This window comes from Frischella sp. Ac48 (assembly GCF_019641635.1).
GTDB lineage: Bacteria > Pseudomonadota > Gammaproteobacteria > Enterobacterales > Orbaceae > Frischella > Frischella japonica.
This window is the reverse complement of sequence record NZ_JAETXP010000037.1, coordinates 1-764: the sequence shown is the minus strand read 5'-3', so window position 1 is coordinate 764 and position 764 is coordinate 1. Positions and strand designations below refer to the sequence as shown.

Sequence of the window (764 nt, the reverse complement as noted above, 5' to 3'; positions counted from 1 at the left end):
CTTGAGCGCCAACCGGTGAGTGAGGGCTCGCCGTATTTCCGTTATAGCCTGACTGAGGAAGGGCAAAAAGCCCTTTACTTTTGGCCCGGTCAAGGGCCAGCGGGGGTATCGCGTGATTTGGATGATAAAGCCTATTTCTGTTATGGTCGCCGGGTGATATTAAAGGTAACCGATATTGAGGATGTCAGAGCGGCCGGTGGAGAATATGTTTTTACGGAAATTCGTTATGATAATCAACTAGAAAATGTGCCGGAATGGGCAAGGGATGATCGGTTATTGGCCTTATTTCAGAAAACTATCAAGCATTATGAAGGTAAGACTTATAAAGGGTCAGGTCGAGTCATCAAAAAAGACGGTGCTTACTATAATGCCGGTGGTATTGGCCGGCTAGCAATAGGCCAATATTAATGGCAAAGGAGAATACCGATGAAATATGGTCAATTAATCAGCGCCGTAGTCTTGGCATGCGGCTTATTGGGTTGTACCGATTTTGATGGTTCACTGAAAGAAAGGTTACAAGCGGAATATGATCGAATGAACGAAACCGGCAATCGGGCGATATGTTATTTAGCTGGCCATGTTCGGTTCCCGTATATTGACGACCCGACATTGGATGAAGGGAACATCCCCCCTAGATCTGTACGCTACTATAACATCAACCGAGAGGAGTTAGCTATCCGTTTACCGCTTTTTGCCGAGTTAGGGTTACTTGAGCGCCAACCGGTGAGTGAAGGCTCGCCGTATTTCCGTTATAGCCTGACTGA

The 764-nt window shown here is 46.6% G+C and carries 2 protein-coding genes; both read left to right on the top strand.

What is annotated here, in order from left to right:
• The coding region (locus JMI89_RS11785; RefSeq protein ID WP_220680183.1) for a hypothetical protein at positions 1-408 on the top strand (408 nt) is incomplete at its 5' end.
• Between the two features lie 18 nt (positions 409-426).
• Positions 427-764: hypothetical protein (locus tag JMI89_RS11780; RefSeq protein ID WP_220680182.1), on the top strand; the 338-nt coding region annotated here is incomplete at its 3' end.